This window comes from Methylobacterium thuringiense (assembly GCF_022179645.1).
Classification (GTDB): Bacteria; Pseudomonadota; Alphaproteobacteria; order Rhizobiales; family Beijerinckiaceae; genus Methylobacterium; species Methylobacterium thuringiense.
The window spans coordinates 36,680-60,727 of sequence record NZ_BPRA01000011.1; the positions used below are offsets into that span (position 1 = coordinate 36,680).

General features: G+C 71.0%; 15 protein-coding genes. 8 read left to right on the forward strand and 7 right to left on the reverse strand.

The genetic code is table 11. The features are described 5' to 3' along the window. Positions 1-172 precede the first annotated feature (172 nt). Entirely contained in the window at positions 173-1,072 is a 900-nt protein-coding gene (locus MFF07_RS13090; protein ID WP_147818720.1) for an MBL fold metallo-hydrolase, read from the forward strand. A gap of 174 nt (positions 1,073-1,246) precedes the next feature. Here MFF07_RS13090 and MFF07_RS13095 read toward each other — a convergent pair whose 3' ends face one another. Beyond that, entirely contained in the window at positions 1,247-3,382 is a 2,136-nt protein-coding gene (locus MFF07_RS13095; protein WP_238232155.1) for a protein-disulfide reductase DsbD family protein, read from the reverse strand. 152 nt (positions 3,383-3,534) lie between these two features. Further along, positions 3,535-5,418 (reverse strand): AsmA family protein, encoded by a 1,884-nt coding sequence (locus MFF07_RS13100; RefSeq protein WP_238232157.1) that lies wholly within the window; start codon positions 5,416-5,418, stop codon positions 3,535-3,537. A gap of 294 nt (positions 5,419-5,712) precedes the next feature. Between MFF07_RS13100 and MFF07_RS13105 the strand changes: the two genes are divergently transcribed. The 3 genes from MFF07_RS13105 to MFF07_RS13115 all read left to right on the forward strand — a co-directional run bounded on the left by MFF07_RS13105 (position 5,713) and on the right by MFF07_RS13115 (position 7,799). Continuing rightward, on the forward strand, positions 5,713-6,450 hold the full coding sequence (locus tag MFF07_RS13105) for a CoA transferase subunit A (protein ID WP_147819256.1): 738 nt from the start codon (positions 5,713-5,715) through the stop codon (positions 6,448-6,450). A 141-nt stretch (positions 6,451-6,591) separates the two neighbouring features. Beyond that, positions 6,592-7,251 carry a 3-oxoacid CoA-transferase subunit B gene (locus tag MFF07_RS13110; RefSeq protein WP_147819254.1) on the forward strand — a complete coding sequence of 220 codons (660 nt, stop codon included), beginning with the start codon at positions 6,592-6,594 and terminating at the stop codon, positions 7,249-7,251. 146 nt (positions 7,252-7,397) lie between these two features. Continuing rightward, positions 7,398-7,799, forward strand: coding sequence for a hypothetical protein (locus MFF07_RS13115; RefSeq protein ID WP_147819262.1), 402 nt, complete (start codon positions 7,398-7,400; stop codon positions 7,797-7,799). A gap of 258 nt (positions 7,800-8,057) precedes the next feature. Here MFF07_RS13115 and MFF07_RS13120 read toward each other — a convergent pair whose 3' ends face one another. Continuing rightward, positions 8,058-8,984 (reverse strand): oxidoreductase, encoded by a 927-nt coding sequence (locus MFF07_RS13120; protein ID WP_238232159.1) that lies wholly within the window; start codon positions 8,982-8,984, stop codon positions 8,058-8,060. A gap of 38 nt (positions 8,985-9,022) precedes the next feature. Beyond that, entirely contained in the window at positions 9,023-10,519 is a 1,497-nt protein-coding gene (locus MFF07_RS13125) for a serine protease (protein WP_147819250.1), read from the reverse strand. A gap of 208 nt (positions 10,520-10,727) precedes the next feature. On the opposite strand from MFF07_RS13125, the gene MFF07_RS13130 reads away from it, so the two are divergent. The 3 genes from MFF07_RS13130 (at position 10,728) to MFF07_RS13140 (ending at position 19,035) form a co-directional block, all read left to right on the forward strand. Next, positions 10,728-16,037: an alpha-2-macroglobulin family protein gene (locus tag MFF07_RS13130; RefSeq protein ID WP_147819260.1), complete on the forward strand. Its 5,310-nt coding sequence runs from the start codon at positions 10,728-10,730 to the stop codon at positions 16,035-16,037. A gap of 159 nt (positions 16,038-16,196) precedes the next feature. Further along, positions 16,197-18,368, forward strand: coding sequence for a penicillin-binding protein 1C (pbpC, locus tag MFF07_RS13135; protein ID WP_238232161.1), 2,172 nt, complete (start codon positions 16,197-16,199; stop codon positions 18,366-18,368). Between the two features lie 73 nt (positions 18,369-18,441). Continuing rightward, on the forward strand, positions 18,442-19,035 hold the full coding sequence (locus tag MFF07_RS13140) for a histidine phosphatase family protein (protein ID WP_147821795.1): 594 nt from the start codon (positions 18,442-18,444) through the stop codon (positions 19,033-19,035). Here the strand turns inward: MFF07_RS13140 and MFF07_RS13145 are convergent. From MFF07_RS13145 to MFF07_RS13155, 3 genes are all read right to left on the reverse strand, one after another. Continuing rightward, a complete protein-coding gene (locus tag MFF07_RS13145) occupies positions 19,026-19,748 on the reverse strand; it encodes a hypothetical protein (protein ID WP_238232163.1) in 723 nt (240 codons plus the stop codon). The genes MFF07_RS13140 and MFF07_RS13145 overlap by 10 nt on opposite strands. Positions 19,749-19,817: 69 nt before the next feature. Further along, the gene (locus MFF07_RS13150) at positions 19,818-20,834 is read right to left on the reverse strand and encodes a nickel/cobalt transporter (RefSeq protein ID WP_238232165.1); all 1,017 of its coding nucleotides are present in this window, start codon (positions 20,832-20,834) and stop codon (positions 19,818-19,820) included. After that, positions 20,825-21,484 carry a DUF1007 family protein gene (locus MFF07_RS13155; protein WP_147821740.1) on the reverse strand — a complete coding sequence of 220 codons (660 nt, stop codon included), beginning with the start codon at positions 21,482-21,484 and terminating at the stop codon, positions 20,825-20,827. The genes MFF07_RS13150 and MFF07_RS13155 overlap by 10 nt, the downstream gene beginning before the upstream one ends. Before the next feature lie 241 nt (positions 21,485-21,725). Between MFF07_RS13155 and glyS the strand changes: the two genes are divergently transcribed. Further along, entirely contained in the window at positions 21,726-23,936 is a 2,211-nt protein-coding gene (gene glyS, locus MFF07_RS13160; protein ID WP_373322345.1) for a glycine--tRNA ligase subunit beta, read from the forward strand. The last annotated feature ends 112 nt before the right edge of the window (positions 23,937-24,048 follow it).

Genomic DNA, 24,048 nt, shown 5'->3' on the forward strand with positions numbered 1-24,048 from the left:
GCCCTCCTTCACGGTGTCGTGTGCGTGCCCGCACACGGACCGGAATAGCCGCCGCCTATCTCTTCCTTGTAAGGATTTTACAGAGGTACCGGCTATCTTGGCCGCAATTGAACCCATGTCGACGCGACGGAAAGTGCTCGCCGGAAACGGCCGGAGCGACTGGTACAGGCGCATGAACACGACGAGTCCCGCAACGGACGATGCGCTCACCCTGCGTTTCTGGGGTGTGCGCGGCTCCACGCCGGTGAGCGGCCCCGAATACGTCGAGTTCGGCGGCAATACGCCCTGCCTGGAAATCCGCTGCGGCGGCCGTCTCTTCGTCCTCGATGCGGGCTCGGGACTGGGAGCCTTCGGGCGCAACAATGCCGACGGGTTGCCGCAGGAGATCGACCTGCTGTTCAGCCACCTGCATCTCGATCACACCGCCGGCCTGCCGTTCTTCAAGCCCGCCGTGTTCGACGAGACGCGCACGATCCATACCTATTGCGGCAACCTCGACGGCGCCTGTGCTGCGGAAGCACTCGGTCGGTTGTTCTCGCCGCCGCTGTTTCCGGTCGAGCTCGACGTGTTGCCCGTCACCATCAGGCATCACGGCTTCAAGGCGGGCGAGCCGCTGACCTTCCCCGACGGTACGCGCGTCGACACCATCCTGCTGAACCATCCCCAGGGCTCGGTGGGTTACCGGTTCGACCACGGCGGCAAGCGCCTGTGCGTCATCAGCGACATCGAGCACACCGATCCCTGGCCGGATCCCGCGCTCCTGGCCTTCGTCGAGGGTGCCGACCTGATCGTCTACGACGGCATGTTCACCGAGGGTGAGTATTGCCGCTGTGCGGGCTGGGGCCATTCGACCTGGCAGAAGGGCATCGAGCTGGCGCAGGCCGCCCGCGCCAAGGCGTTGGCGATCATCCACCTGCACCCGGCCCATACCGATGCCCAGCTGCGCAAGGTCGAGGCGGACATGCAGGCGGTGATGCCGAGTTCCTTCATCGCCCGCGAGCGCCAGGCGGTGGATGTCGGCGCCGCGGCCGTGCCGTCGCGCCCGCAACTGGCTCTGGCATTGACTGCCTGACACCGAGAGGCGCGGCGATCGAGCCGTCGCCTTTGCGACTGCACGCCAGTCTGACTTGGATCGTCCGACGTCGCCTGGGAGCCGTATCCGATCGCATCGGCTCGGCGGCTCTAAGGTTCTGTTTTTGCCACACATTTTTTCGACCAACCGAGATCCACTCGATCGGAAAGCGCTCTAACGCTGCGCCAGCCCAGGTCGTTTCTCGATCTCCGCCAGCAGGATCCCCTCGGTGAGGATCTGCGGAAGCACGCTCGCTTCCGCCTTGCCGCGATAGAGCAGGTAGAGCGGCACGCCGCTCCGGCCGTAGCGCTCGAGAAGCGCGGTGATCTCGGGGTTCTGGTTCGTCCAGTCGCCCCGCAGCAGCACGACGTCGTTGGCGCGGAAGGCCTGCCGGACCCGGTCGCGGGACAACGCCGTGCGCTCGTTGATCTGGCAGGTGATGCACCAGGCCGCCGTCATGTCGACGAACACGGTGCGCCCATCCGCGCGAAGGGCGTCGAGGCGGGCCTGCGTGAACGGCTCGATGCCGTCCGCCGTCACCGTTCCGACGGGCGAAGCCCGGTCGCCGTCGAGCACCGCAACGAGGCCGGCCGTCGCAAGAAGGGCCGCCAACGCGGTGCCGCGGGCAAGCCCGCCGGCCCAGCCGCCTGCGAAACGCGCCCGCTCCCAGGCCCATGCGGCGAAGCCGACGAGGACGAGACCGACGAGTCCGGCGAGAAGGCCGTTGGGCCCGACCTGTTGCGCCAGCACCCAGACCAGCCATGCGACCGTGGCGTAGACCGGGAAGGCGAGCACGCCCTTGAGGGTGTCCATCCAGGCGCCGGGGCGCGGCATCAGGCGCAAGGCTTCAGGCCAGAGCGTTAGCGCCAGGAAAGGTAGCGCCAATCCGAGGCCGAGGCTCGCGAAGACGACGAGGCCCGCCGCCGGCGGCTGCGTCAGCGCGAAGCCCACCGCCCCACCCATGAACGGCGCCGTGCAGGGGGTGGCGACGAGGGTGGCGAGAACGCCGGTGAAGAACGAGCCCCGATAGCCCGAACGCCGCGTCAGCCCGTCGCCGAGTCCCGCGATGCCGCCGCCGACATGCACCACGCCCGAGAGGCTCAGCCCCATCGCGAGCAGCCCGTAGGCGAGGACGGCCACCACGATCGGCGATTGCAACTGGAAGCCCCAGCCGATGGTGGCCCCACCGGCCTTCAGCGCCATCAGCAGGCCGGCGAGCGCAAGGAAGCTCCCGAGCACGCCGGCCGTGTAGGCGAGACCGTGGATCCGCACGCGCATGGCGGATTCGCCCGCCTGCTTCACGAGGCTCAACACCTTGATCGAGAGGACGGGGAAGACGCAGGGCATCAGGTTCAGGATCAGGCCGCCGAGAAGCGCCAAGCCGGCTGCACTCCACAACGTCAGGGTTTCGTCGCCCGCCGGTGCGGGCATCGGCACGGCGGCTGACAGGGACTCCGATGGAGCGGCCATCGCGGCGGCGGGCGGCGGCGGTTCGCCGATGGCGAAGGCCCGGCGCGTGCCCCTGTCGATGAAGGTCAGCACGCCGGGCAGCTCTGCCGGCGGCTTGGCGGCATCACCCGGCTTCAGGGCGAGGTGCAGGCCGGAGGTGTCGACCGTGAGAGTCTGCGAGGCGGCGTTGTCGAGCACCGTCTCGCCGTAAGGAAAGAAGGCGGCTTCGCGGATCGCGTCCGGCTCGAGCCCGGCGTGATCGAGGCTCAGCACGACCGTGTCGCCCTCGCGCGTGAGGCGCGACGGCCAGGGCGAAGCCTCGGGCAGGGCCGCGCGGGCCTTGGCGAACAGGTCGGTCGAGGCCGGGTCTGGGGCCGGCGTCGCGCCGGCCGTGGCGACCGGCAGCGCAAGTTCGAGATCGGCCGAGCCCGGGATGCAGATCTCTTCGCAGACGAGGTACGACAGTTTGCCGGCGAGGCGTACCGATCCGCCGGAATAGTCTGCCGGCACGCTGACGGGGACGAGCAGCGTCACCTCGCCCTCGTAGCCGTAGTTCATCAGGGTCTGGACCGGCAGGCGCTCCGGCGCGGGCCATTCCACGGCACCGACGTTCACCCCTTGGGGAAGATCCCAGGCCATCTCCGGCGGCAGGCCCGAATCGCCGGGATTGCGCCAGTAGACGTGCCAGCCCGGCTTCATCGCCATGCGGATGCCGACCGTCACCGTCGTGCCGGGGGCGACCGCCGAGGGTTCGGCGACAAGGCGCGCCTGGACGAGGTCCTTCGGCTGCTTGGGGACGAGCGCCTGCGCACCGGTGAGGCCGGTGAGCAGGAGGGCAAGCGCGGTGAATGACCGGATCATCGCTGCAGCCTACTCGATAACGAACGTCCGGCGCAGACCTTCCGCAGGTCGCCGCCGGACCGGGGCAGATGACGCCGCACCCTGCGAACCATCCCGGCCTGTCCTACGCGCGAAGGAGCCGGAGAGTTACGGGGGCTCGACCGGCCAGGGCTTTACGGCGCGTAGGCACGCACCTGCGTCGGCAGGCCGGGGACGATGGCCGACGGCGCACGCGCCACGGCGTCGGCGGGATCGGCGGCGTCGCTGCGCGAGCCTGCCCGGACGGCGACGGCGTTCCAGGGGCCGGCGATCTCGAAGGCGGTCGGAACGGCGAGCGAGCCCGAATCCGTCGCGCCCTTGCGCGGAAGCAGCGCGGCACGGGCGAGGAAACTCCGCTCCGGCAGCGAGATCCGGCCGCGCAGGCGCGCCGTCAGGCTCCGGGCGGTGAGGCCGCCCTCCTCGATCTCGCCGATGCCGTCGCTGAACGCGAGGGTGATGCCGGCGCGCTCGAAGGCGGTGCGGCCGTTGCGGCGGGCGAGCGCGCCCTGCGCCACCGCGCCGCCGCGATGGATCACGTCGGCGAGGTCGAGCCCGGCGATGGCGCCGCCATCGACTGCGAGGACGGCGCGGCCGGCGAAGGTCTGGACGAGGCCGGCGGCATCGCGTCCGCGGCCCTCGATGCTGAAGCTCCCCTGCGTGGTGCCGAGCATCCAGCTCGATTCGCCGAGATCCACCAGCAGGGTGCCGAGGTCGAGCCCGTCGAAGACGCCCTGCGCCTTCACCTCGGTCTCGTCGGCGGCCGATCCGGCGGGGGACCTGAGTGCGGCGCGGCCTTTCAGCGTGCCGCCGCGCAGGCTCGCCCGCCCGAGGGTGACGTCGATGCCGCCGGCGCGCACGATCACGCTGGAGGCGAGGTCTTCAAGGACGATGGGCCCGAGCCGAGCGCTGCCGCCCGAGAGGCGCAGGTCGAGATCGCCCCCGGTCAGCGGCCCGAGCGCCAGCGGATGCCGGCCCCAGCCGTCGTCGCCGTCGAGGCCGGCGACGCGCAGCAGCCCCGCCAGAACCGGGGCGAGGTTGATTTCCTGGGCATCGAGCGTCGCGCGGATCGAGGGCCGGCGCCCTGTCATCTCGGCCGAGCCTGCCCCTTCGAGGACGGTGCTGCCGGCGCTGACGCGCATGGAGGGCAGGCGCAAGCCGTCGCGCGAGGCCTCGAAGCTGCCTTCGACGGAGAAGGACTCCATCAGGGGCGACAGGCCGATATCGTCGCCGGTCCAGGCGAGGGTCTCGGGCAGCGAGCGGGTTTTGAGGCTGCCCTGTCCAGCGAGCGTCAGGCCGTTGGCCAGGCTGCCCACGCCGTCCGCATCCAGCGAGCCGGCCGGCCAGGTCAGGGCCGCGGTGAACGGCGTCTCGCGGCCGGCCAGAAGATCGGCGGGGCAGAGGGAGGTCAGCGTGAAGCGCGCCGAGGCCCCGTTCCAGGTCAGGCCGCCAGCGATGGCCGCCTTGTCGCTCCACAGGGGCCAGGACAGGGCGAGGTCGACGTCGCGCGCCGTCTCGGGCCGGCCGTCGCGGGGGTCGCGGCCGGTCACCGTGGCATGGCTGAGCGTGAGCCTGCGCGGGTGCGAGACGTCGCCGCCGGACAGCGTCTCGGAGATCCGTTTCAGGGGGCCGGCCCAGCGGGTGTCGTCGTCGCTCGCGGGCAGCGCCACATGTGCGCCGTCGAGGCTGAGCGAGACCACCTCGGCACGGCCGAGCAACAGAGAGGCGAGGCTGAGCTGCACCGTGAGGCTGCCACCTTCGGAGAGCACCGGGCCGTCCGCCGTGCCGGCGCTCAGCCGGATGTCGGAGAAGCCGATCCGGGGCAGGGGCAGCAGCGAGATCTCGGTCCTGCCCCGTGGCGTCAGCACGATGCCGTAGCTCTCGGCGAGGCCCCGGCCGACGAAGGCGGCGGCGCTCGGAACGTCCACGGACCAGGGCACGCACCCGCAGACGAGCCCGGAGATCATGGCAAAGAGCGCCACGGCCGGGCCGAAGGTCGTCAGGGTACGGCGCGGCGTCATGGCACTCCGTGAGGGCGCGCGATTGCGAAACCGGACGTGTCGAGACCGGCGGGACGCCCTTCAGGCCGGCTTCGAGACGGCCCTACGGACGCTACACCTAGCCGGTCCAGGGCGGCTTGTCTCTCCGCCGAATGCCCGGGGAACAGGTCTCCCGCAGACCGCGGCGGCTTGGGACGGCGCCTCGTTGACTGAAATTGCGTCGCAGGTTTGACGACGACCCGCGCTGCGGTGCACATCAGGCCCGCACGCACCTCATCGGACAGGCGGGCGGGCGGCTTTTCGAGGACGGGCTTGATGAAGAAGGTGCATCCGGATCCGAAGGCGGCCCTGGACGGGCTCCTGCACGACGGCATGACGATCATGGCCGGCGGCTTCGGCCTCTGCGGCATCCCGGACGAGCTGATCGCCGCGATCCAGGCCTCGGGCGTCAAGGACCTCACCGTCATCTCGAACAATGCCGGCGTCGACGGCGTCGGCCTCGGCAAGCTGCTCGAGACGCGCCAGATCCGGAAGATGATCTCGTCGTATGTCGGCGAGAACAAGGAGTTCGCACGCCAGTATCTCGGTGGCGAACTCGAGATCGAATTCAACCCGCAGGGCACCTTGGCCGAGCGCATCCGCGCGGGAGGCGCCGGCATTCCGGCCTTCTATACCAAGACCGGCTACGGCACGCAGGTCGCCGAGGGCAAGGAGACCAAGGAGTTCGACGGCCACCATTACGTGATGGAACGCGGGCTCTTCGCCGACCTCGCCATCGTCCACGCCTACCAGGGCGATACCGAGGGCAACCTGATCTACCGGAAGACGGCGCGGAACTTCAATCCGATGATGGCGACCGCCGCGAAGGTGACGGTGGCGCAGGTCGAGCACCTCGTGCAGCCGGGCGAGCTCGACGCGGATTTCATCCACACGCCGGGCATCTTCATCAAGCGCATCATCCACGTGCCGGTGCGCGAGAAGCAGATCGAGCAGCGCACCACCCGCAAGCGCAAGGATGCGGCGCCTGCCGCGGCCGGCGGCGGCGCGGTCTGAGATTCTTTCCTCCCCCCTTGTGGGGAGGAGTTGGAGGTGGGGGTGGCGCCGGATCGAGCGTGACGGTGCCTTCTGAACCACCCCGACCCCGACCCCTCCCCACAAGGGGGAGGGAAATTCGTCCCGAGGAGATTCACGACGATGGCCTGGACCCGTGACCAGATGGCGGAGCGCGCCGCCAAGGAGCTGCAGGACGGCTTCTACGTGAATCTCGGCATCGGCATTCCGACGCTGGTGTCGAACTACATCCCCGACGGCATGACGGTGCAGCTCCAGTCGGAGAACGGGATGCTCGGCATGGGTCCATTCCCCTACGAGGGCGAGGAAGACCCCGACCTGATCAACGCCGGCAAGCAGACCATCACGGCACTGCCGACCACGAGCTACTTCTCCTCGTCGGATTCCTTCGGGATGATCCGCGGTGGCCACATCAACCTGTCGATCCTCGGCGCGATGCAGGTCGCGCAGAACGGCGACCTCGCCAACTGGATGATCCCCGGCAAGATGGTGAAGGGCATGGGCGGCGCCATGGACCTCGTCGCCGGCGTCAAGAAGGTCGTGGTGGTGATGGAGCACGTCGCCAAGAACAAGGACGGCTCGGAATCGGCCAAGCTTCTGAAATCTTGCGATCTGCCGCTCACCGGCACCCAGGTCGTCGACATGGTGATCACCGATCTCGGCGTCTTCACCATCGACAAGCACGGCGAGGGCGGCATGACGCTGGTCGAACTCGCCGACGGCGTCACCGAGGGCGAGATCAAGGCGAAGACCGAAGGCGCCTTCGCTGTGGCGTTGCGCTAAATCCCGGGCCGGAACGAACCGGGACACCTGCGTCCCGGCATGGCTAAGCGGGCATTAAGCCGACTCGGACCATTGTCGCGAACACCGGAAGGGCGCCCTCTGAGCGCGCCCACCACCGGTCCGTGTTCGAGACGAGGGTGTTGCGTATGCGTAGTGCGGCGGCGACGGACAACGTCATTCCCTTTCGCCGGCCGGCCGGCCTGATGGCGGCACGCTCGGCCGAGAGCGTGGCGCTCGGTGCCCGCGGCCGGGAACGTGCCCACCAGCGCAGCCTGATGGACGCGGTCTACGCCACGGGAACCATGGTGCTCGCCGCGGACGACCGCGACACCAAGCTCATCGCCTCCCGCCTGCAGGTCTACGGCTTCCTGACCATCGAGGAGGTCGCCGAGGACGGCACCCTGCGCCGTCTGCGCCCCTCCGAGGCGATCCGCGCCCGGGCCGAGCGCCCGTGGCGGCTGTCGAAGGCCTCCTACGGCGCGAGCCTCGCCGTCTCGATCCCCTCGGTCGATGATTTTCTGTTCGAGACGTCGAGCATGCCGGCCTGACGCCGTCGATTGCGACGGCCGTGCTCCCGACGTCGGTGTCGCCGAGAGCGGGTCGTCTGCGCCTGCACAAGCGACCCGGCTCGCTCGCCATCGCTACAGAGCCGGGCATTGCGGCTTTCCCCGAGAGAGACGCGTCCGCCGGGCATCGCCTGCCCTGTGCGTGGTTCGGAATACACGGACCTGCTGCCGGAGAAGACGCGCCACCCAGCCCGTAGCCCCGATGTCTCCGGACAGCCCTGCACGCATCTCGACATCGCCTCAGGACAACCAGGGCGCGCCCGTCAGCCTCTCCGATCCGGCCCACAAGCGCTGCGCATCGGTCTCGTCGCGAGCATGCGAAAAAATCTCGGACACGCTCGGCCAGCCGCGTGCCTCGCCGATCCCGTCCGGCCCGTAATAGGTCCCGCCGGCCGCCTCCGTAGACGTGGCAGCGTAGAGGAGCGGCAGGGCGCCTCGCGCCGCCGATTGGCCGAGCAGGCCGAACACCAGCTGTCCCGTCAGCCGCTGCACCGGGCCGGCCCCGCCGCCACGGCGGATGATGGCGGTACGGGTGATGCCGGGATGGACAGGGATCGCGCGGATCGCCGACGCGGACGCCCGCAGCCGCCGGTCGAGCTCGAGCCCGAACATCAGCATGGCGAGTTTCGATTGCCGGTAGGCGGAGCGCGCATCGTAGGCCCGGAATTGCAGGTCGTCGAAGCGGAGCGTGCCGCGTTGGTGGGCGATGCTCGCCACCGGGACGATCCGCGAGGCCGGCCCGGGCCGGACATTCGGGAGCAGCATCCCGGTCAGGGCGAAATGTCCGAGATAGTTCGTGGCGAGCTGCCGCTCGAACCCGTCCTCGGTTTCCTGCCTCTGCGGGACCCAGGCGATGCCGGCATTCAACAGCAGGACGTCGATCGGTCGCCCGTCCGCCCGCCACGCCCCGGCGAAGGCCCGTACGGAGGACAGACGTGCGGTATCGAGGGGCCGGAATTCCAGCGCGGCACCCGGATGCTCTCGCCGGATCGCGACCATCGCCCGCTCGGCCCGATCCGCATCCCGCGCGGCCAGCACGACCCGCGCCCCGGCCCCGGCGAGCGCCAGGGCCGCCGCGTAGCCGATGCCGCTCGTCGCGCCGGTCACGATCGCAAGCCGGCCATCCTGCGCCGGCATGTCGGCCGTAGTCCATCGGGGTTTGGGCATGTGTCTCGTGTTGTGGCTCTCTCGGCGATCCGCTGCGCCTACCGTCCGCACGTGATCGCGACGACCGACCCCAGCACCGGAGCCGCCGCCGCGCCGAGGCTCGCAGCCTGCGGGTTCGCCGGAGCGGGCTTTGCGGGCGCGACGCCCGCCTGCGCCAGGAAGGCGGCGATCATGCCGGCGGGGACGAGCGCGTAGCTCGTCGGCGGCATCACCCCGGCGATGAGGCGCGGGGCCGTAGGGAAGCGCGCGATGAGGCCGACGAGGTGGCCGGAGCGGTCGAGCACCGGGGCTCCCCCGGCTCCGGGTTGGAGCGGGGCGAAGACGCTGCCTGTGCCGGCAATGCCGGGAGCGACCGCCGCGCCCTTCGCCTCGGCCCCAAGTACCACCAGGGCGTCGCCGGAGGCCGGAGGTTCGGCGCGGAGCGCGGGCAGCTGTGCATTCTGCGCGCGCTGCCCGGTTTCCAGCAGCGCGAGGGCGCCGGTGGAATCGCGGAGCGCCATTCGTGCCGGAGCGCCGCCGATCTGCGGGTTCGGGCAAGCTTCCAGGGCCGCCGCCGCAGTCAGCACCCGGCCGCCGCTGACGGCGAGGCCCGTCGCGGCGGGACGCGCGGTGGAGCCGGAGAGCGGCGGAGGCGAGAGCGGCGTAGCCGGGATGGCCGCGGGCTTCGCGCTGCCGGCCGAAAGGGTCATGGCGGTCATCGCGCCGGGCTTCGGCTCGGACGGCGCGGCAGCCTCCGGGAACGGCCGAAAGCTGTTGGCCACGGCGATGACGAGGCGGTCGACCTCCACGGTCAACGCCTTGTCGTAGCTCATGGTGAAGCCGCGGATGCCGTCCGCCCCCGCCGCATGGCGGATGTAGAAGCGGCCTGTCGGCGTTTCGCCGGTCACCACGAGAAAGTCGGGCTTCTTGACCTTGTAGGTCACCTTGCGCTCGGGCGTGACGGCGGTCGCGCGCTCGAACAGGGCGTCGAGATCGCTGCCGCCTGGCGGGGAGGACGTCGTGTCGAGGGTCACCCGGCCGTCGCTGCTCTGCCAGCGGGTGCCGCGCGGCAGCGGGCTCTTCCTCGCGAGCAGCTTCTCCGGCACGCCGATGACCGCGCCGCTCGCCGGATCGGCCTGGACCGTGAAGCGGAGTGACTTTCGGACCGCCTCGCCGGCCGCGTCGAGGGCCGGGCGGTCCCTGGATGCCAGGATGCCGCTGGGCTCGACGCCCTGCCGCCGCTGCCAGCCGACGATGCCCTCGTAGGTGCGGCGGCCGAAGGTGCCGGCGGTCACGGCATTGTAGTCGCCGGTCCAGACGAGCGAATCCTGGATCGCTTTGCGCTGGGCCTCCGGAAGCGCCTCGAACGCGGCGCGGGCCGCCTCGTAGGCCGGGTCGGCCGCTGGCTGGGCCGGGACGGCCGGCTTGGGTTTGGCCGTCGGCGACACGGGCGTGCGTGCTGGCGCCGGTGACGGTGCGGGGACCTGCGCATGGGCGGCCGAGAGCATAACGAGGCCGCAGACGGAGGCCGCCAGGACAGCGCGCTGGATCGTCATCCTCGAATCTCCCAACATCGCGACACCGGCCAGTACGCCGACGCGGTGACCGGAGACAGATTTCGCCGCAAAGAGGCAAGAGAAATCACGATCTGTCGAGTACTCCTCGCCGAAAGGATACTCGGCTAACGGACGTTGCGGCCGGCAACGGCCGTGCTAGCGTGCCGCCCCGCCGGTCCGGCGGCTCTGACGGGGTGCAGACGTGGCCATATCGCGAAACAGCCTGTTGGGGCGCCGTCTCGGCACATGCGCCGTCCTCGCGCTCCTGGCTGTCCCGGCCTCGGCCCAGGCACCGCGCCCGCCGGCTCCCATCGCGCGAACGGCGACCGCTCCCGTCCCGAAAAGCTACGTGAAGGAGGCGCTTGCGAGCCAGGGCGTCCGCCTCGAAAGCGCGCTCAGGAGCGAGGCTCCGGCCAACGGCAAGACCGCCGCGCAATGGCGCAAGGAAGCGGAGGCGGCGGCCGCCGACGATTCCGAGAACGCGGACGCCGATGCGGAACTGAAGGCCTACGCGGCCGCCGTCTCCGCCGACCCGTCGGACCCGCGCAACTGGCTCGGCTACGCCCGCACCGCCAACGCCGCGGGCGTCGACGAGGAGAAGGGCGACTACGCCTCGCGCTCCAAGCTGAAGGAGCGTGCCCCGGCCGCAGCCTACCAGGCCTATCTCCGCGCGAAGAACCCGGCCGACGAAGCCAAGGCCCTGTCGGATCTCGGGGATTTCTATGCCGCCCAGACCGAGTGGCGCCCGTCCCTCGACGCCTATCGCGCCAGCCTCGGCATCCGCGACGTGGCCGAGACGCGGGCCGCCTACGAAAAACTGCGGGAGGAACACGGGTTTCGCATCACCGACTACAAGGTCGATTCGGACGCCGCAGCGCCGCGCGCCTGCTTCACCTTCTCGGAGCAGCTCGCCCGCAAGACCGACTTCACGCCGTTCGTCGCCGTCTCGGGCGCGGCCAACGCCGCGGTGACTGCGGAGGGCCAGCAGGTCTGCATCGACGGGCTCAGGCACGGCGAGCGCTACGCCTTCGTCGTGCGGCAGGGACTGCCGTCCTCCGTCGGCGAAACCCTTCTGAAATCAGCCGATTACGAGATCTATGTGCGGGATCGCTCGCCGCAGGTGCGCTTCACCGGGCGCAACTACGTGCTGCCGCGGACGGGACAATCCGGCGTGCCGCTCGTCTCCGTCAATGCGGCCAAGGTCGACGTCGAGGTGCTGCGCATCGGCGACCGCGGGCTGCTGCCGGCGCTCCGCTCGGAAGAGTTTCTCGGCCAGCTCAGCGGCTCGACGGCCAAGACGATCGCCGACGAGAAGGGCGTGCGGGTCTGGAAGGGCACGCTCGACACGGCCAAGGCCGAGGTCAACCGCGAGGCGATCACGGCGTTTCCGGTGCTGGAGGCGGTCGGCAAGCTGGAGCCCGGCCTCTACATCATGCTCGCCAAGGCGAGCGGCACCACCTCGGCCTCCGACGACGAGGGCGGCTACGAGCAACAGGCGACGCAGTGGTTCGTGGTGTCGGACCTTGGCCTCACCGCCTTCAAGGGCCGGGACGGCGTGCACGTGCTGGCTCGCTCGCTTGCATCCGCCAACGCGATCGCCAGCGCCGACATCCGGCTGATCGCCAAGAACAACGATGTCCTGGCCACGGCGAAGACCGACGCCAAGGGCCTCGCGAGCATCCCGGCCGGCCTCGCCCGTGGCGAGGGCGGGCTGGCACCGGGGATTGTCGTGGCGCAGCTCGGCGACGATTACGGCTTCCTCGACCTCAACCAGGCCGCCTTCGACCTGTCGGACCGCGGCGTGAAGGGCCGCGCCGTCACGACCGGGGCCGAGGCCTTCGTGTTTTCCGAGCGCGGGGTCTACCGCTCCGGCGAGACCGTGCAGCTCACCGCGCTTCTGCGCGATCCGCAGGGCGTGGCCATCGCCGGCTTGCCGCTGACGCTCGTGGTGAAGCGGCCCGACGGCGTCGAGTACCGCCGGGTCTCGGTCGCCGACGAGGGGCTCGGCGGACGTTCGCTCTCGCTGCCGCTGATGGCGGGCGCCATGCGCGGGACGTGGCGTGTCACCGCCTTCACCGACCCGAAGGCCCCTGCCGTCGGCGAGGCGAGCTGGCTCGTCGAGGATTACGTGCCCGAGCGGCTGGAGGTGAGCCTCACCCCCGAGACGCCGGCCTTGAAGAAGGGCGAGGCGGCCAGGATCGACGTGGCCGCGCGCTACCTCTACGGCGCTCCCGGCTCGGGGCTGGAGGTATCGGGCTCGGTCGCGGTGCAGGCGGCGACCGGCAGCGGGATCAAAGGCCTCGACGGCTACGCCATCGGCCTCGACGACGAGGCGGTGGAGGCGACGACGGCCGAGATCGGCGACAAGGCAACGACCGATGCGCAGGGCCGCACGGTGGTGACGGTGCCGGTGCAGGAGGTCGCGAGCCCGCGGCCGCTGGAGGCGAAGATCACGCTCAACGTCGGCGAGCCGGGCGGCCGTGCGCTGAGCCGCAGCGTCACCCTGCCGATCCTGCCGGGCGCGCCCGTGCTCGGCATCCGAAAGGGTTTTTCCGGAGACCTCGCCGAGGGCGCGCCCGCGAGCTTCGACGTGGTGATGGCCGCGCCCGACGGTCGCCGCCTCGCGCAAGCAGGCGTGAGCTGGAACCTCGTCAAGGTCGAAAAGAACTACCAGTGGTACCGCGAGGACGGCCGCTGGCAGTTCGAACCGGTGAAGTCGACCCGCAAGGTCGCCGACGGCCGCATCGACCTCACCGCCGACGCACCGGCCCGCATCACCGCTCCGGTTAGCTTTGGGAACTATCGGCTAGAGGCGTCTCTCGCCGGGCAGCCCCTGGCGGCGGCGAGCGTGTCCTTCACCGTCGGCTGGGGCGGCGGTGAGAGCGCCGACGTGCCCGACCTCCTCGACCTCACCCTCGACAAGCCGGCCTATGCGGCCGGCGAGCGCCTGCGCGCCCGTCTTCAGACCAAGTTCGCCGGCACCGCGACGCTCGCCATCGTTGGAGACCGGCTGCACGAGGTCATCGACGTCAAGGTCGCCGAGGGCGGCTCGACCGTCGAGATCCCCGTCAAACCCGAATGGGGCGCGGGTGCCTATCTCGTCGCCACCGCCTACCGGCCCCTCGACCAGGCCGCCAAGCGCATGCCGGGCCGGGCGCTCGGCCTCGCCTGGTTCTCCATCGACAAGGACAAGCGCGGTCTCGCCGTCTCGATCGGCGCGCCGGACAAGACCCGCCCGCGCGAGACCCTGACCGTCCCGGTCAAGGTCGCCGGGCTGCAGGCCGGCGAGGAGGCGCGGGTCACGCTCGCCGCGGTCGATGTCGGCATCCTCAACCTCACCCGTTACGAGGCGCCGAACCCGATTCAGTACTTCTTCGGCCAGAAGGCGCTCGGGCCGGAGCTGCGCGACCTCTACGGCTACCTGATCGACGGCATGCAGGGCACGCTCGGCGCGATCCGCTCCGGCGGCGACGGGGGCGGTGGCGAACTCGCCGACACCCCGCCGACCCAGGCGCCGCTGGCGCTCTATTCGGGCGTCGTCACGGTGGGACCGGACGGGACCGCGCAGATTCCGCTGTCGCTGCCGGCCTTCAACGGTACGGCCCGGCTCATGGTTACCGCCTGGACCAAGTCCCGCGTGGGGCAGGCCTCGGCCGACATGATCGTCCGCGATCCGGTGGTGCTCACCGGCACGCTGCCGCGCTTCCTCAATGTCGGCGACCGCTCGCGCTTCTTCGTGGCCATCGACAACGTCGAGGGCGCTGCTGGCGACTACACCGTCGATCTCGACCTCAGCGGCCCCGTGGTGGTCGGCGGCGAGGCGGTGCATTCGACGATGACGCTCGCGGCCGGCGCCAAGGGCCAGTTGGTCATCCCGATCACCGCCGCCGGCCCCGGCACGGCGAAGCTCGACGTGAACCTATCGGGCCCCGGCATCACCGGCGTCGCCGGCCAGAGTTTTTCGTTGGCGATCGGCCCCGGCACCGGAGCGCTGGTGCGGCGGACGGTGCGGCCGCTGGAGCCCGGCGCGAGCCTCGACGTCACGAAGGAGCTGCTGGCCGACATCCTGCCCGGCACCGGCTCGGTCTCGGTCTCGGCCAACCGGCTGGCCGGCATCGAGGTGCCGGCCCTGCTGCAGGCGCTCGACCGCTACCCCTATGGCTGCTCCGAGCAGACCGTGAGCCGCGCCCTGCCGCTGCTCTACGTCAACGCGCTCGCCGCCGCCGAAAAGCTCGGGCTCGACGGCCGGCTCGACGAGCGGGTGCGCGAGGCGATCGACCGCGTGCTATCGCGCCAGGATTCGAGCGGCGCCTTCGGCCTGTGGTCGACGGAGAACGCCACCGACACCTGGCTCGACGCCTACGTCACCGACTTCCTGACGCGCGCCCGCGAGCACGGGTTCGCCGTGCCGCAGGTAGCCTTCACAAACGCCCTCGACCGGCTGCGCAACACTGTTGCCAACGCCACCAAGGTCGAGAATGGCGGGATGGACCTCGCCTATGCGGCCTACGTGCTCGCCCGTAACGGACGCCCGGTGATGGGCGACCTGCGCTACCTCGCCGACACCAAGCTCGCCGACTTCTCGACGCCGCTGGGCAAGGGGCAGCTCGCCGCCGCCCTCGCCCTCCTCGGGGATCGCGGCCGGGCGCAGAAGACCTTCGATTCGGCGGTGAAATCCCTGCAGACCGAGCGCGACAGGGGCGTCTACCGCGCCGATTACGGCTCGCGCCTGCGCGATGGCGCCGGGCTGATCGCGCTCGCCGCCGAGACCGGCATGACCGGCGGCATGATCCAGCCGGTCGCGACGATCCTCGGCGAGGAGCGCGCCAGCGGTCGCTCTACCAGTACCCAGGAGAACGCCTGGATGGTGCTGGCCGCCGAGAGCCTGTCGAAGGAATCGGATGCCCTCGCCCTCAGCGTCGACGGCGCGGTGGCCAAGGGGCCGCTCGCCCGGCTCTTCAAGGCGCCCGCCCTCGACGCGAAACCGGTGCGGATCTCCAACGAAGGCCGCGAACCGGTGCAGCTCGTCGTCGGCGTCTCGGGCAACCCGATCGCGCCGGAGCCGGCGGAATCGCGCGGCTACACGGTGGAGCGCGGCTATTACCGGCTCGACGGCAGCGCGGTGGATGCCACGAAGCCGCTGCGCCAGAACGACCGCCTCGTGGTGGTGCTCAAGGTGACGGAGGCCAAGGCGAGTTCCGGCCGCCTGCTCCTCGTCGACCGGCTGCCGGCGGGCCTCGAGATCGACAACCCGAAGCTCCTCGACGCGGACGCGCTCACCGGCCTCGCCTTCGCCAAGAGCGACGTGCAGCCGAACCACACCGAGTTCCGCGACGACCGCTTCGTGGCCGCCTACGAGCGCGGCCCCGACCAGTCGGCCTTCTTCTCGGCGGCCTACACGGTCCGCGTGGTCTCGCCCGGCACCTACGTGCATTTGGGCGCGACCATCGAGGACATGTACCGCCCCGAGCGGTTCGGACGCACGGCGTTCGGATCGGTCGAGGTGGTGGCGAAGTAGGTGAGCGAGCTGCCGCAAAACCCTCTCCCCTCTGCGGGAGAGGGTGCCCGCGGAGCGGGCGGGAGAGGGGAGCGACGTTTCCGGAGATGGCGCTCCCCTCTCCCGACCCTCGCTGACGCGAGGGCCACCCTCCCCCGCAGAGGGGGGAGGGTTTTCGCGGTGGCTACCGCGCTGTTTTGCCTCGCGATCGTCCTTCCCGCCCTAGCCCTCTGGCGTTTCACAGAAAATCTCCCACTCCTCGACCTCACCCAGGCCGCCCGCCGCTCCACAGTCATCCTCGACCGCGACGGCCAGCTGCTACGCCCCTTCGCCACCGCCGATGGCCGCTGGCGCTTGCCGGCGACGGCGGGGGATGTCGATCCGCGCTACCTCGCCATGCTCAAGGCCTACGAGGATCGCCGCTTCGAGGAGCATCCCGGCATCGACCCGGCCGCGACGCTCCGCGCCGCATGGCAATGGCTGGCCCACCGAAGGATCGTCTCGGGCGGCTCGACGCTGTCGATGCAGGTCGCCCGCCTCGTCGAGCCGCGCTCCGAGCGCTCGCTCGTGCAAAAACTCCGGCAGATGGTGCGCGCGATCGAACTGGAACGCCGCCTCGGCAAGACCGGCGTGCTCGATCTCTACCTGCAGCTCGCCCCCTATGGCGGCCCGGTGGAAGGCGTGCGGGCGGCGAGCCTCGCTTATCTCGGCCGCGAGCCGGCCAGATTGTCCTTCGCCGAGAGCGCGCTGCTGGTCGCGTTGCCGCAGGCGCCGGAGGCGCGACGGCCGGACCGGTTTCCGGCGCAGGCTCGCCGCGCCCGCGACCGGGTGCTCGACATCGCGGCCGAGCGCGGCGTGATCGGCCGCGCGGAGGCCGAGACCGCCAAGGCCGAACCGGTGCCGTCATCGCGAAAACCCTTTCCGATGCTGGCGGCGCATGCGGCCGAGCAGGCGGTGGCCGCCGATCCGGAGGCGCGGGTGCAGCGCCTCACCCTCGACAAGCGCCTGCAGGCGAGCCTCGAGACCCTGGCCGCCGAGCGCGCCACTGCCATCGGCCCGGCGCTGTCGGCCGCGATCCTCGTCGTCGACAACCGCACCGGCGCGGTGCTCGCCCATGTCGGCAGCGCCGGCTATCTCGATGCGGCCCGCGCCGGCGCGGTCGACGCGACGCAGGCCGTGCGCTCGCCTGGCTCGGCGCTCAAGCCCTTCGTCTACGCATTGGCCTTCGAGAACGGCATCGCCCACCCCGAGACCCTGCTCGACGACCGCCCGGTGCGCTTCGCCGCCTCGTACGCTCCGGAAAACTTCGACCTCGGCTTCCACGGCACGGTGACGGCCCGCTACGCCCTGCAGCAGTCGCTGAACGTCCCGGCCGTCGACCTCCTCGACGCGGTCGGCGCCGCCCGCTTCATCGCCCGCCTGCGCGGTGCCGGCGCGCAGATCCTGCTCCCGCGCGACACCGCCCCCGGCCTGCCCGTGGCGCTCGGGGGGCTCGGCATCACCCTGACCGACCTCGCGCGGCTCTATGCGGGGCTGGCGCGGGGCGGGGCGGTGCCGGATCTGGTGCGCCGGGTGCCGGGTTCCCCTCCCCCTTGTGGGGAGGGGCCAGGGGTGGGGGTGGTTCAGCCTGACTGCGAAGGCGGCCAGCGGAACCACCCCCACCTCCAACTCCTCCCCACAAGGGGGAGGAGAGTGACCGCGGATGAGCACGAAGCGGAGCGCACCATCGCCGACCCCGTCTCGGCCTGGTACGTGGCCGACATCCTGAGGGGCGCCCCCCCACCGGAGAACGCACTCTCCGGCCGGATCGCCTTCAAGACCGGCACCTCCTACGGCTATCGCGATGCCTGGGCGGTGGGGTTCGACCGGCGCGTGACCATTGCCGTCTGGATCGGCCGGCCGGACGGGGCCTCGGTGCCCGGCCTCGTCGGGCGCGCCTCGGCCGCGCCGGTCCTGTTCGACGCGTTTTCGCGGTTCGGCGGTGAGCCGGAAACCCTGCCGCGCCCGCACGACGCCCTCGTCGTCGCCACGGCCGGCCTGCCGCCGCCCCTGCGCCACATTCGCCGGGACGCGCCGAAGACGCTGGAGGTGACCCTCGGCGTGCCCCTCAAGATCGCCTATCCGCCGGACGGATCGCGGGTCGATCTCGGCCTGAGCGAAGGCGCACGCGCCCAACTTGCCCTCAAGGCGCTCGGCGGCCAGCCGCCGTTGACCTGGATGGTCGACGGCCTGCCCGTGTCCGAGGGCATGCGCCGGCAAGCGGCCTGGAGCCCGGAGGGCGCGGGCTTCGCGCGGATCTCGGTGATGGACGCCTCGGGTGCCAGCGACAGCGTCGTCGTGCGGATCGAGTGATTTCGGTTGTGCGCGACACTGGGCTGCAGCGGCGCGACTGGCCGGCCGGCGTCGCGGGCCGTACATGCGGGGCATGAGCCCGACCCGCATCGTCTGCATCCGCCACGGCGAATCGACCTTCAACGCGCATCACCGGGCGACCGGCCGCGACCCTGGCCACATCGATGCGCGGCTGTCGGATCTGGGCCACCAACAGGCCGCGGCCGCGCGAAAGGACCTGCAAAGCATCCCGTTCGAGCTGGTGGTGACGTCGCCGCTGACGCGGGCGCTGCAGACCACGGCCGGCATCTTTTCGGGACATCCGTCGAAGCCGGCTCTGCTGGTCGAGGTGCTGCACCGGGAGTGCCAGGAAAGCTCTTGCGACGTCGGCCGGGCGGCCTCGGTGCTGGCGGAGGAGTTTCCGGACTTCGACGTCGGCCACCTGCCCGAGATCTGGTGGCATGCGGAGGACCCGGTTCAGGCAGAGGGCTATCCGGTCGAGCCGCGCGACCTGTTCGATGCGCGCGTCGCTGGGTTTCGCGACTGGCTGCGGGCGCGGCCGGAAACGACCATCGCCGTCGTCGGGCACTCGACCTTCTTCTACCACCTCACCGGGCAATGGCTCGCCAACTGCGAGGCGATGGACCTCGATTTGACGGTGGAGCCGCGGCTGCGCGCCTACGCCTGAACCCGGGCCGAGCGGGCGGCATCGAGACGGTCCCTGGCGCGGACGAGGTCGATCTCCGGCGCCTGCCGGCCGATCGCCAACGCCGCGTCGAGGATTGCCACGGCCGTCGGCCAGATCCCGTTTGCGAAGGGCGCCGCGCCCTCCGCGACCTCGGCTGCGCAGCGCGCGTCTCCGAACGCCTTCACCGCGGCCGTGGCCGTGCGCGAGACCGCGGCGAGCCGCGCGCCCTGCACCCAGGCGCGGCGCATGGCGGCGGCCTGCGCCAGCACGGCGCCCTGGCTCTCGGCGAGCTTTGCCGCGGCCAGAGCCTCGGCCGCGCCGGGGGCGGCCTCGCAGCGCGCGGCCAGCGCCGGCAGCCCGGCCCGGTCCAGGAGCGGCGGCAGGATGCGGCGGACGCTCTCCAAGGCGAGGAACGCCGTGCGCTCGCCCTCGATCTCGGGAGAATCCGCCGAGCCGGAAAGGCGCAGGACGAAGGCCATCAGCCGGGTCCGCTCCCCCTCCGGCATCGCGTCGTTGAGGCCCAGCGCATAGGCGGCCAGCGGCCGGGAAAAGCAGGGCGGGCAGTCCTCGGTGGCGGTGATCGCCTTGTAGGGCAGCCCGGCCGCGACGATCGCCGCTTCGTTGATGCAGGTGCCGCCATCCGGGCCGGGGAAGGCGTGCGAGCCGGCGAGCAGCCGCCAGTTCAGGATATGGTCGAAGGGGCCTGCGGTCACGGGCGTTCCTCTCGGGATCCGAGGGGAGACTGACAGCAGAGACGGGCTTTGGCGAGTGCTGCGGTGTCGTCAGCCGCTGACGCCGGCCGCGAGGCCCGCCAGCATCGCAAGCCCCAGCACCAGCACGAAGGCCGCGGCCGCGAGTTCGAGCCCGCCGACGGCGAGCGCCCCGGCTCGGCCGCGTCCGCCCGCCAGCCGCAGGGCGAGCGCCTTGGCGAACACCGCGAGGCTCGCCAGCGCGCCGGTGGTGAGTGCCGTGCCGAGCGCCATGGCGAACGTCGCGGCGATGCCCGCGGCCAGCAGCCCCTGCGAGGCGGAGAAGACCAGGATCAGGACGGCCCCGGCGCAGGGCCGCGTGCCCGCGGCGAGCACGACGCCCGCCCGCTCGCGCCATGTCTCCAGGCGGGCCACGGTCTCGGCGTCCGAGATGTGGGCGTGGCCGCAGCCCGGCCCGCAGGCCTCGGGCTGTTCGGCGGCGGCGAGCGCCGCGAGCCGGCCGGCCTTGCGCCAGGTCACGGCGGCGCCGACGAGGGCGACGAGGGCGAAGCTGACGGTTTCGATCAGCGTCCCGGCCCGCGTCACGCCGGCGGCGGTGGCGTTTAGCAGCAGCACGCCGACGCCGACGATCGCGATGGCGACCAGCGCCTGCAGCATCGCCGCGGCGAAGCTGAGCCCGAATCCGCGCCGAAGCGTGCGCTCGCCGGCGACGATGTAGCCGGCGATCACCGCCTTGCCGTGGCCCGGCCCGGCCGCGTGGAACACGCCGTAGCTGAAGCCGAACAGCACCAGCGGCCCCCAGGCGCCGCCCTGCTTCAGCGCCGCGACCGCCGCCTGCAGGTTGCGCGAGAAGTTCGACTGGACAGCGAGCAGCCAGCCGCCGAACCCGGTCGCGGAGGGCGCCGCCTCGCGAAACCCGAGGCCGAAGGGCGAGCGCGCGGGCGGGGCTGCGATGCCGGGCATGACGAGCCACGCCAGCAGCGCCAGCACGGCGGCAGCCAGCGCGATGGCGCAGGCCGCGAATGCGAGCCGCCGCGCGAGCCGGTTCCGCGGTGCCGGCGACTCTCCCAGCGCGACGCCTACGGACATGCGACCAGCGCCCGGTTGGCGTATTGGACGCCGAAATTGGCGGCGGCGGTGAGCGCCTCGAACATCGCCTCGGTCATCGACTTGCCGGCCTCCGCCGTCTTGGCCTCGGTGGTCTTGGGCCGGCTGATGGTCACGGCACAGCCGGCCGGCGCGTCCTTCAGGCCGACGGCATCCGGTCCTTCGGCGAGCCCGAAGGAGACGAAATTGGTCGGGTCGGAGATTTCGAGTGCCACGACCCCGCGCCCTTGAGCCGGAGGCGCCTTGAGCGGCAGCAGGAAGCTCAAGCGGGCCTGGTTGCCGGCCATCTCCATGCGCGGCTCGCGCGGCGCGACGAAGGCCTGCTCCTTGCCCGCGACCTTGAGCTTTGTGAAATAGCCGAATTCCGCCACGCCCCTGGCGTTCTCGTCGGCAAGGCCCTGAAGCTCCTCCGGCGAGAGCCGGCCGTCGCCGTCGGTGTCGAGCCCCAGCGTCAGGGTGGCGGTGTAGGCGGCATCGAACGTCCAGTCGTGGCGCACCCCCACGACCCGGCCGCCGTCGTAGACGATCTCGGCCTTCGCGACGATCCAGACATGCGGATGCGCCAGCGCCGGGCCGGTGAGCGCGAGGCCGGCGGCGAGGACGGCGCAGCGCAGGAGCGAAGCGGTCGGCATGCGGGTCACGGTCGCTCGCGGCTCGTGGAAAGACACCATACGGAGTGAGCGCGAAGGTGCCGGGCCGGTTGGGCGAAAGCGAGGCGTTGGCGGAGCGGCGATCCTCGACAGCCCCCCGATGGCTCACTACACGGGCACGGCCTCGGCCGCTCCGAATGGGCGGCCCGCCGAGTCCGAAAAGCCCGCACCGCCCATGCCTGATCTCCTCCTCGAACTGCTCTCGGAAGAAATCCCGGCCCGCATGCAGCGGCGTGCGGCGGAGGATCTGAAGAAGCTCGTCACCGACGCGCTGGTGGAGCGCGGCTTCCTCTACGAGGGCGCCAAGGCCTTCGCGACGCCGCGCCGGCTGGCGCTGCACGTCGCGGGCCTGCCGCCGCGGGGCGAGGCGGTTCGCGAAGAACGGCGCGGGCCGAAGGTCGGCGCGCCGGAGGCCGCCGTGCAGGGATTTTTGCGGGGCGCGGGGCTCACGAGCCTCGATCAGGCGACCACGATCACCGATCCGAAAAAAGGCGAGTTCTACCTCGCGGTGATCGAGCGGGCCGGCCGCGAGACGCTGGACGTGCTGGTCGAGATCCTGCCGGCGATCATCAAAAGCTTTCCCTGGCCGAAATCCATGCGCTGGGGCGCGGCCTCGGCGAAGCCCGGCGCGTTGCGCTGGGTGCGCCCGCTGCAATCCATCGTCGCCACCTTCGGCCCCGAGACCGAGACGCCCGAGGTGGTGCCGTTCACGGTCGACGGGATCGTCGCCGGCACCACGACGCGCGGCCACCGCTTTTTGGCGCCGGGCCCGATCACGGTGCGCCGCTTCGACGACTACGTGCAGGCGCTCGAGCGCGCCAAAGTCGTGCTCGACGCGGACCGGCGCAAGGACATCATCCTGCACGACGCCCGCGACCTCGCCTTCGCCCGTGGGCTCGACCTCGTCGAGGACGAGGGGCTGCTCGAGGAGGTCGCCGGCCTCGTCGAATGGCCGGTGGTGCTGATGGGCTCGTTTAACGAGGCCTTTTTGGACATCCCGGCCGAGGCGATCCGCGCCACCATCCGCGCCAACCAGAAGTGCTTCGTGCTGCGGAAAAGCGGCTCGGAGACCCTCGCCCCGGCCTTCGTCCTGGTCTCGAACCTCGTCGCCTCGGACGGCGGCGCCGCGATCACCGCCGGCAACGAGCGCGTGGTCCGCGCCCGGCTTTCGGACGCGAAATTCTTCTGGGAGACGGACAAGGCCGCGGGCCTGGAGAGCCGGCTACCGAAGCTCGATGCCATCATTTTCCATGAGCAACTGGGGACGCAGGGGGAGCGCGTGGCCCGCATCGCGGCGCTCGCCCGCGAACTCGCGCCGCTCGTCGGCGCGGACCCGGACCTCACCGAGCGCGCCGCCCGGCTCGCCAAGGCCGACCTCGTCACCGAGATGGTCGGCGAGTTTCCCGAGTTGCAGGGCCTGATGGGCCGGAAGTACGCCACGCTCCAGGGCGAGCCCGAGAGCGTCGCCGCCGCCATCGAGGAACACTACAAGCCGGTCGGCCCCTCCGACCGCGTGCCGACCGAGCCGGTCTCGATCGCCGTGGCGTTGGCCGACAAGCTCGACACGCTGGTGGGATTCTGGGCCATCGACGAGAAGCCGACGGGGAGCAAGGACCCGTATGCGCTGCGGCGGGCGGCTTTGGGAGTCGTCCGTCTTTTAACCGAGAATGGTATCAGAGCCCGATTGCTTCATCTGTTTGCTCTGTCTTTTGCCAGAAGCTATGCTGGAATACAGCTAAATCAACTCTCTGAAGCTTCGGGTCGCGTGCAAGAACTTCAGAATTCGCAAATCGATCCTATCGAAATTCAACGGCTTCTCGATGTAATTCGCAAGGAAGTCACGCCAGAAGGTGCCAGACGCTTTGCTGATAGTACCGGCCAGTTGGCGTGGGAGATAGCTAATGCATTGCTCGCCTTCTTCGCCGACCGCCTCAAAGTCTACCTCCGCGACCAAGGCGCCCGCCATGACCTGATCGACGCCGTCTTCGCGCTGCCCGGACAGGATGACTTGCTGATGGTCGTCCGCGGGGTCGAGGCGCTGGGCCAGTTTCTCGGCACGGACGACGGCAAAAACCTGCTCGCGGGCGTCAAGCGCGCCTCGAACATCCTCCGCATCGAGGAGAAGAAGGACGGCCGCACCTACGAGGCCGAGCCGGATGCCGCGTTGATCGCCTCCGCCGGCCAGCCGGAGGAGCAGGCGCTGGCCGAGGCCCTGACGTCGGCCCGGGCCGACGCCTCGGCCGCGGTCGCGGCGGAGGATTTTTCGGGAGCGATGCGGGCGCTGTCGCGCCTGCGGGCACCGGTGGACGCCTTCTTCGAAAAGGTCACCGTCAACGCCGACGATCCGGCGGTTCGCGCCAACCGGCTGGCCCTGCTGAACGCCCTGCGCGCGGCCACGCGCGAGGTCGCGGATTTTTCGCGGATCGAAGGTTAGCCGGGTTTCGGTCGAGCGGAGGAAGGGGGCGTCCAAGCTTTCCCCGGACGCGGCAGCGCTGCTGGATCGGATGGGGCGCCCCCTGCCGGGGAAAACGATTCTCTCCCGTCAT